6 protein-coding genes are annotated in these 8,257 nt (G+C 67.7%); 2 read left to right on the forward strand and 4 right to left on the reverse strand.

Annotated features, from left to right (window positions below; all coding sequences use genetic code 11):
* The first annotated feature begins 107 nt into the window (after positions 1–107).
* Positions 108–2,684, forward strand: a complete 2,577-nt coding sequence (gene clpB / locus ACT4N8_RS04730; RefSeq protein WP_444856982.1) for an ATP-dependent chaperone ClpB — start codon at positions 108–110, stop codon at positions 2,682–2,684.
* Between the two features lie 9 nt (positions 2,685–2,693).
* Here the strand turns inward: clpB and ACT4N8_RS04735 are convergent, their stop codons facing one another.
* Both ACT4N8_RS04735 and ACT4N8_RS04740 read right to left on the reverse strand, forming a co-directional pair.
* Entirely contained in the window at positions 2,694–3,863 is a 1,170-nt protein-coding gene (locus ACT4N8_RS04735) for an aspartyl/asparaginyl beta-hydroxylase domain-containing protein (RefSeq protein WP_444856983.1), read from the reverse strand.
* A gap of 73 nt (positions 3,864–3,936) precedes the next feature.
* Positions 3,937–4,269 carry a hypothetical protein gene (locus ACT4N8_RS04740; protein ID WP_444856984.1) on the reverse strand — a complete coding sequence of 111 codons (333 nt, stop codon included), beginning with the start codon at positions 4,267–4,269 and terminating at the stop codon, positions 3,937–3,939.
* An 83-nt stretch (positions 4,270–4,352) separates the two neighbouring features.
* On the opposite strand from ACT4N8_RS04740, the gene ACT4N8_RS04745 reads away from it, so the two are divergent.
* A complete protein-coding gene (locus tag ACT4N8_RS04745) occupies positions 4,353–5,384 on the forward strand; it encodes a hypothetical protein (protein WP_444856985.1) in 1,032 nt (343 codons plus the stop codon).
* 32 nt (positions 5,385–5,416) lie between these two features.
* Here the strand turns inward: ACT4N8_RS04745 and ACT4N8_RS04750 are convergent, their stop codons facing one another.
* Complete coding sequence (locus tag ACT4N8_RS04750) at positions 5,417–6,376, reverse strand: 2OG-Fe(II) oxygenase (RefSeq protein WP_444856986.1); 960 nt, start codon at positions 6,374–6,376, stop codon at positions 5,417–5,419.
* A 93-nt stretch (positions 6,377–6,469) separates the two neighbouring features.
* Positions 6,470–8,257: tetratricopeptide repeat protein (locus ACT4N8_RS04755; RefSeq protein WP_444856987.1), on the reverse strand; the 1,788-nt coding region annotated here is incomplete at its 5' end.

The raw sequence follows: 8,257 nt of genomic DNA on the forward strand, positions 1-8,257 counted from the left end.
GATGCATTTGCAGGATCCTTCGGTCGCCGGGCTCCCCCGGGATGAGGTACCCGACCGGGTGACGGTGCAGAGACGGATCGCTTGAACCGAAGCAACGAGAGGCTGCGATGATCCGACCGGATCGAATGACCATCAAGGCGCAGGAGGCGTTCCGCGACGCGGGCGGGGAGGCCCGCCGCCGGGGCAATCCGGTGGTGAACGACGCCCACCTGTTCTTCGCCCTGCTGCAGCAACCGGAGGGAGTGGTGCAACCGCTCCTGCAGAAGTCCGGTGTGAACGTGACCCGCCTCCTGGAGGAGGTCGAGCGCGAGATCGGGCGTTTCCCGAAGCAGGAAGGATCGGGTGCGGAGCCGACCTTCAGCCGGGAGCTGCATCGCGTCTTCGATCGAGCCGAAGCGGACGCCCGGAAGATGGGCGACGCCTACGCCTCCACCGAACATCTGCTCCTCGCGCTGGCGGAGGAGAAGGGAACCGCCGCCCGTTCTCTCCTGAGCGCGCAGGGTGTCACCGCCGACGATCTCCGGCAGGCGTTACAGGAAGTGCGCGGCTCGCACCGGGTGACCGACCAGTCTCCCGAAGAGAAGTACCAGGCGCTCGAGCGCTACACTCGCAACCTCACCGATCTGGCCCGCCGCGGGAAGCTCGACCCCGTCATCGGCCGCGACGAGGAAGTGCGCCGGGTCATGCAGGTCCTCTCCCGGCGCACCAAGAACAATCCGGTGCTCATCGGCGAGCCCGGCGTGGGGAAGACCGCGATCGTCGAGGGACTCGCCCAGCGCATCGTGAACGGCGACGTGCCCGAATCGCTGCGCGACCGCGAGCTGGTGGCGCTCGACATCGCGCAGCTGCTCGCGGGCGCCAAGTTCCGCGGCGAGTTCGAGGAGCGGCTGAAGGCCGTGCTGCAGGAGATCTCGGCGGCCGCCGGCGAAATCGTGCTGTTCATCGACGAACTGCACACCCTTGTCGGCGCCGGCAAGGGCGAGGGCGCGATGGATGCGTCCAACATGCTGAAACCGGCGCTGGCCCGCGGCGAACTGCACTGCGTCGGTGCGACGACGCTCGACGAATACAGAAAGCATGTCGAGAAGGACGCGGCGCTGGCGCGACGCTTCCAGCCGGTATTCATCGCCGAGCCGTCGGTCGCGGACACGATCTCGATCCTGCGCGGATTGAAGGAGAAATACGAGCTTCACCACGGGGTTAGGATCACCGACGCCGCGATCGTCTCGGCGGCGACGCTCTCCAACCGTTACATCACCGACCGCTTCCTCCCCGACAAGGCGATCGACCTGATGGACGAGGCCGCCTCGCGCATCCGCATGGAGGTGGAATCCAAGCCCGAGGAGATCGAGACGCTCGACCGGCGGATCATCCAGCTCAAGATCGAGCGCGAGGCGCTGAAGAAGGAGAAGGACGCGGCTTCGAAGGAAAGGTTGAAGGCGCTGGAGGGCGAGCTGGCCGGGCTCGAGGAGCAGTCCGCCGCGCTGACCACGCGCTGGCAGGCCGAGAAGGACAAGATCGCCGGCGAGGCGGTGATCAAGGCCCAGCTCGACGGCGCCCGGCTCGAGCTCGAGCAGGCTCAGCGCTCGGGCGATCTCGCAAAGGCGGGCGAGCTTCAGTACGGTCGCATTCCCGCGCTCGAGAAGCAGCTCGAGGAGGCGGCGGTCGCCACCGGCAGTGCGATGCTGCGCGAGGAGGTCACTGCCGAGGACATCGCCTCGGTGGTCGCCCGCTGGACCGGAATCCCGATGGAGCGGATGCTCGAGGGCGAGCGCGAGAAACTGCTCGCGATGGAAGCCGAGCTGGGCAAGCGCGTGATCGGCCAAAGCCAGGCGGTCGAGGCGGTCTCGAAGGCGATCCGCCGTGCCCGCGCCGGCCTGCAGGACCCGAACCGGCCGATGGGGAGCTTCCTGTTCCTGGGTCCCACCGGCGTCGGCAAGACGGAGCTCACCAAGACGCTGGCCGTGTTCCTTTTCGACGATCCGCACGCCATGGTCCGCATCGACATGTCCGAGTTCATGGAGAAGCATTCGGTCGCCCGGCTGATCGGGGCGCCGCCCGGCTATGTCGGCTATGAGGAAGGCGGCGTGCTCACCGAGGCGGTGCGGCGGCGGCCCTATCAGGTTGTCCTGTTCGACGAGGTCGAAAAGGCGCATGGCGACGTCTTCAACGTCCTCCTCCAGGTGCTCGACGACGGCCGGCTGACCGCCGGCCAGGGCCGCACGGTCGACTTCACCAACACGATCATCATCCTGACCTCCAACCTCGGCAGCCAGTTCCTCACCGGCCTCGCCGACGGCCAGACGGTGGCGGAGGTCGAGCCGCAGGTGATGGAGCTGGTCCGCGCCCATTTCCGGCCCGAATTCCTCAACCGGCTGGACGAGATCATCCTCTTCCACCGCCTGGCGGCCGAGCATATGGGCCCGATCGTCGATATCCAGATCGCCCGAGTCCAGGCGCTGCTCAAGGATCGCAAGATCCAGCTCGAGCTGACCGACGGTGCGCGGGCCTGGCTCGGCCGGGTCGGCTACGACCCCGTCTACGGCGCACGCCCCCTCAAGAGGGCCGTGCAGAAATATCTGCAGGACCCGCTCGCCGACGCGATCCTGAAAGGCGAGATCAAGGACGGCCAGACGGTAAAGGTCGATGAGGGCGACGGGGCGCTGACCTTGAGCCCCGCCTGAGCGCCCGCCTCAGCCCTCGGTCGTGCTGGTCGCGGGGTTGAAGCCGCTCGCGTCCGACGCTTCGAAGAAGGCGCGGAGCAGCCCTTGCTCGGCCTCGGTCAGATGCGGGTTCCACACGTCGAAGATGAGGATCGCGCGCAGCTCGTCGCTGTCGTTCCAGGCCTCGTGCTCGATCGTGTCGTCGAACGCCCAGGCCTCGCCCACCTGCCATTCGCGCATCTCGCCGCCGACCCGGAAGCGGCAGCCCTCCGGCACGATCAGCGGCAGATGGATGATCGCGCGCGAATTGGTGACGCCGTTATGCGCCGGCAAATGGGTGCGCGGGCGCAGCACCGAGAAGAAGGCGGTCGGCATCCGTCCGGGCACCTGCGAGCGCGGCACGCGGTCGAGCAGCGCCGCCGTCTCCGGGCAGCGGCGGCAGGCCTCCTCAATCCGTTCGCCATGCCGCCAGAGATGGAGCGCGCTCCAGTCGAGCGAATGATCGAGCGCGGTCCATTTGTTCTGCGGCGTGCCGGCATCCATCTCGACATAGGGCGAGAAGCCTTCGAGGCCGCTCTGCATCAGCGCCTCGAATTCGGCCCGGACCACATCCGTCTTCGCCTCGATCTCGGCGAGCCATGGGAAAAATTCCCGGTCGAAAAATTCGTCGGCGGGAAGGAACGGGAAATGCAGCCCCTCGCACTCGTTGGCGTAGATCCGGCGCCGGCCGAGCACCGTATCGACGCAGGCATCGAAGCGGCGCAACTCGCGCGCGGTAAGGCCAGAACGCGCCTTCACGAGCCCCTTCCCCAGCGCCTTTCCGAACGCTTCGCCCACATCGGCGACATAGGCGCGGGCGTGGCTGAGCCGCTCGTGCATCGTCGGCGGCACCTCCGGCAGCGCCCCCGCGAGGGCGAGGACGCCCCCCCAGCGATGCGCAGCCTGGGCCCGCTCACCCAGCCGCTCGTGCAGCTCGGCGAGGCGGAGATTGGCGGTGAGATGCCGCTGGTCTAGCGACAAGGCCCTGAGCAGGGCCACTCGCTCGCCATCGTCGTCACCGGCGGCGCGCCGGGCCGTGGCGAGATTGATCCAGAGAGGCGGCGCGGCGGGATCGGCCGCGGCGGCGCGAGCGAATAGATCGACTGCAGCCGCGAAATCGCGGCGCGCCAGGGCCTGCATGCCCCGCGTGTTCAACGCCATCGGATCGGCGTCGTCCTTGGACCTGAGATCGGTCAGCGCTCCCTCCGGATCATGCGCGTGCGCCGAGGCGCACTCAATTGCCGCCGTTGAAGCCCCCGGCCAGTTCGGAGATCGTCCGCCCGGCGCCGCGCTGCGCCGATTCGGCGATGCGATCCCATTCGGCGCGGGTGAAGCATTGCCGGCGCGTGCGGACCAAGGAGCCCGTGTCCGGAATGCGCCGGCAGATCAGCCGCTCGCCGTCATTGCCGGCGCTGGCTCGGCGGTCGGGTTCCTGCGCCACCGCGTGTGCGGCGGTCAGCGCACAGGCGGCGCCGAGCGCAAACAGGGCAACATGACGTAGCATCGATTTCTCCGTTGACCGTTGCTCGAAAAACGCCCGGCATCTAACACAGTCGAAGCGCTCCATGAAGCGCAACGGCGGGGCCGGCGACCGAATGGTGGTCGAAACAGGCGGATTGTATCGCGCGCGCGAAACCGACAAATAGCGCCATGGCGTCCTCTTCCCACGACTTGGCCGCGATCGCGCGCGATCCCGCCTGGCTGGCCCATCGCTACGACCCGGCCGGCGACAAGGTGCATTTCGTCCGCGCGCCGCGTGAGACGCATCGCGCCGCCACCTTCCTGATCGATGAATATCTGCCCGAGACAGAGAAGCCTTTCGTCGCCGATCGCCGGGCCGCGCTGGCGGCTGCCGCGCCGCCCGCACCGATTCACTTCATCTTCCACTCTGCTTATTGCTGCTCGACCCTGCTCGCCCGGGCCTTCGACGTCGAAGGCGTCGCGACGACGCTCAAGGAGCCGGTCATCCTCAATGACATCCAGGGTTGGCAGAGCCGCGGGGGCGAGCCGGCACGGATCGCAGAGGGACTCGATTCGGCCCTGGCCCTGCTCGCCCGGCCGTTCGCGGCCGGCGAGCAGGTGATCGTGAAGCCCTCCAACCTGATCAATCCGTTCGCTCCCGCGATGCTCGCGATGCGCCCGGACGCGCGCGCGCTGCTTCTCTACGCCCCACTTCGCATCTACCTCGGCTCGATCGCGAAGAAGGGGATGTGGGGCCGGCTCTGGGTGCGCGAGCTGTTCGTCAAGCTCGGCCGAAGCGGACTGCTCGACTATGGCTTTTCGAGCGAGGAGATCCTGCGCCAGACCGACCTTCAGATCGCCGCGATTGGCTGGCTCGGCCAGCACCGGCTGTTTGGCCAGCTGGCGGAACGTCACCCGGACCGCGTTCGCACCCTCGACAGCGAGACATTGCTGGCTCGGCCGGACGGCGCGCTGCATGCGCTCTCGGATCTCTACGGACTGGCGCTGGATGAGGGCGCCGCCGCGCGCTTGGCCGAGAGCGATGCCTTCACGCGCCACTCGAAAGGCGGCGAGAAGTTCGGCGCTGCGGAGCGCCAGGCGGAGCAGCGGGATGCCGCCGCGGTCCATGCCGAGGAGATCGACAAGGTCGCCGTCTGGGCCGAGGCCGTCGCCGAGAGCGCCGGGCAGTCGCTGGACCTGCCCGCAGGATTGCTCGATTAGCCCGGTGCGGGGCGAAGCACCGGCGCGCGTTCTTACGGTGCCCAACGCTTCTCGCGGATCCAGCGGCTGGCAAGGAACTTGGTGCCCCGGGTCACGGGGAGACCCGCATGTTCGGAGAGCGGGTCGGGGCGCCGATCGGGCCCGGCATTCCGAAAGATCAGCGCGTCGCCCTTGCGCCCTTTCACCTTGAGGCCGGTCTTCACGAAGCAGGTCTCGCCGCCCTGATAATCGTGATTGAGATAGACGAGCGCGGTCTGGTCGCGCTGGTTCTCGCTCGAGGCGACGAAGTCGAGATGGTTGCGATATTGCTGGCCGGGCCGGTAGCGAAGGATCTGCAGCGCCTCGCCTTGCTCCGCCGACGTTCCGGTCGCAGCGGCGAGGCGCCGATTGAGCACGTGGACGGCGGGATCCTCGATCGCCCAGTGGATGGTGGAGCCGTCGGAGGTGCGGATCGTGTCGCGTACCGCTCGCCGCTGGGCATCGTAGACGATCGAGGGCATGTAGAGCGGCTCGGCCACTGCCTTGAGGTAATCGCATTCCGTCGCCGTGAAGAGGCGGGCGATCGTTCGCACTCGCGGCGCCTCGCTAAGTGCCTCGGCGGGCGGGATCGCGCGGGGGTCGCCCGAATCGTCGAGGTCCATCCGCTCGATGAGCGCCAGCGCCTGCTTGCGGGCGCGATCGGCCCCAGCCTCTTTCCGGAGGCGGCACAAAGCCTCCATCCAGTCCCGCGGTCCCGCAACGCCGTTGGCGAGGAGATTGGTGTAATAATGCGCGGCCTTCGGGTGCCCGGCCTCGCTGGCGCGCCGGAACAGGTCGCGGCCCTGGGCGGGGTCCTGCGGGACCATGCCGCCCCGCCACTTCATTTCACCGAATGTGTAGAGCGCCTCCGGCTCCCCCTCGCCAGCGAGGCGGCTGACAATCAGCACCGCTTCGGCGTTGCGGCCGGCGTTGGACAGGGCGAAGGCCTGGGCGAGGAGAGGATGGCGGGCCACCTCCATATCTATGCCAAGATTTCCACCGGGCAACCAGACCCAGTCACTCGCTGTCTCGACAAAGGTGACTCATGGAATTGTCCTACCTCGGCTCTAGGTTCCGCCCTGGATCGCAGCGACGTCGAACGCGACGCTCATCCTCTCCCCGACCGAGAAGGAGCGCGTTCCGTGGAACAGGTAGGAGGGGAAAAGGACGAGCCTGGCGGGCTTGGGCTCGATCACATGAATGGGCTCGAGATCCAAGAGGAAGTCTGCCGGCGGGCGGCCGATTTCCAACCAGCCGTCGTGCGATGGAGCGGCGACCGAGGGCACCCGAATGTAACAGGCGGAGCTGATCAAGCCTTTCGGATGATAGTGCGGGACATGATAGCCGGCATCCAGGAACCGAACCGACCAGCTCGCGCAAATCGCCACCTTGCGCTCCTTGTGCCGCAGCAGCGGATGTGTCTTATCGCGGGCCGGAAGATTAGCCACATGGTCCGTCAGCGCGCGGTCGATCGCGCCGCGCAGCCGGGCGATCTCGGGCTCGGTGCGATCGAACAATTGCCAGCGGGTCTGGGTGCCGCCATGGACACTCTGCCCGATCGTCTCGACCGCGTTCTGGTGCAGTCGCTCGAGAAGCGCGTCCGCCGCGCGGAATTCTTCCGGATCGAGCGGTAGGGACGAGACGCTCACCAAGCCCGGTTGTCCCGAAAGCCATTCCCAGCGTGGGTGTCCCATTTTTCGGTAGAGGATTTCGGCAATGCCCCAGGCGGCATAGCTCCACGGTTCTTCGCCAAGCGCTGCCTCGACGAGAGCGACGGCGCGGTCGAGCTCGCCGCGGCGGATACGGTGAACGCCTTCGTGGATATTGCGTCCCGCCAGGCCCGGTGCGAGCTTGGCGAACAGTGCCTCGGCGCGCTCGATCTGACCCGCCTTGCCGGCATGGGTCGCCTCGACAAGCAGGAGCGAAGCGTCATCGGGAAGCGCGCGATGGGCGTTCCGCGCCGCATCCGCCGCCCGCGCGGGCTCGCCGCACCCGGCAAGCAATTGGATGTAGCCGCTCCAGAGCCGGGCGCGCTTCGGCTCTGCTTTCAGCAGCGCCTCGACATGGTCCGCAAATCCCGATCTTTCGCCCTGCTCCCAGCGCATTCTCGCCAGCGCAATCTGCCCGTGCGTCCAGTCGGGAGCTGATCGCGCAAAGTCCGCCAACTCATCGAGAGCCGCGCGGTCGCCGCGGCCCAGCCGCGCTTCGGCCTCATCAAGGGCGAGTTCCGGATCGTCGGGCGCCAGCCGCCGCGCGGTCCTATAGCGGTCGATCGTGTCGGCTTCCTCGCGCTCCAGCGCGACCCGGGCCCGGCCGATCGTTGCCAGCCTGTCGCCGGGTGCGGCCGAAAGGGCATGATCATAAGCAGCGGCGGCAGCTGCAAGATCGCCGCTCTCCTTTTCGACCAGCGCCAGCCCGTTCCAGTAACGCGCATCCCCCGGCTGCATGTCGAGCAACGCCCGAAACGCCCTGCGCGCCTCGTCACGCCGCCCGAGGCGTTCCAGCAAGATCGCGCGGTTGAACATCGCGTCGGCGAAGCGCGGCGAGATTTCGAGCGCGCGTTCGTAAGCGTCGAGTGCGGCCGGAGCGTCCCCGATTCGGCGAAGGAGCGTGCCGAAATTGTTCCAAATACCGGGATCGCGGGGAGATAGGCGCGTGGCCGCTTCGAACTGCGCCCGGGCGCCCGGAAGATCACCCAGCGCCTGCTCGACAATCGCCCGCAAATGATACGCAGCCGGAGCGCCGAGCTCCGCGATTGCGGCGAGATGCGTCCGGGCATCCAGGAAACGGCCTTCGAAATAAGCGCGCTCCGCGGCGGCAAACGCGGTGGCTGGATCGGGCGGCTGGATCATGGA

Origin of the sequence: Sphingosinicella sp. (genome assembly GCF_052387495.1) — a bacterium.
Lineage (GTDB): Bacteria > Pseudomonadota > Alphaproteobacteria > Sphingomonadales > Sphingomonadaceae > Allosphingosinicella.

Coding starts and splice junctions, on each gene's coding strand:
- clpB (WP_444856982.1), top strand. CDS start 108: ATGATCCGACCGGATCGAATGACCATCAAGGCGCAGGAGGCGTTCCGC.
- ACT4N8_RS04735 (WP_444856983.1), bottom strand. CDS start 3,863: ATGGCGTTGAACACGCGGGGCATGCAGGCCCTGGCGCGCCGCGATTTC.
- ACT4N8_RS04740 (WP_444856984.1), bottom strand. CDS start 4,269: ATGGAGCGCTTCGACTGTGTTAGATGCCGGGCGTTTTTCGAGCAACGG.
- ACT4N8_RS04745 (WP_444856985.1), top strand. CDS start 4,353: ATGGCGTCCTCTTCCCACGACTTGGCCGCGATCGCGCGCGATCCCGCC.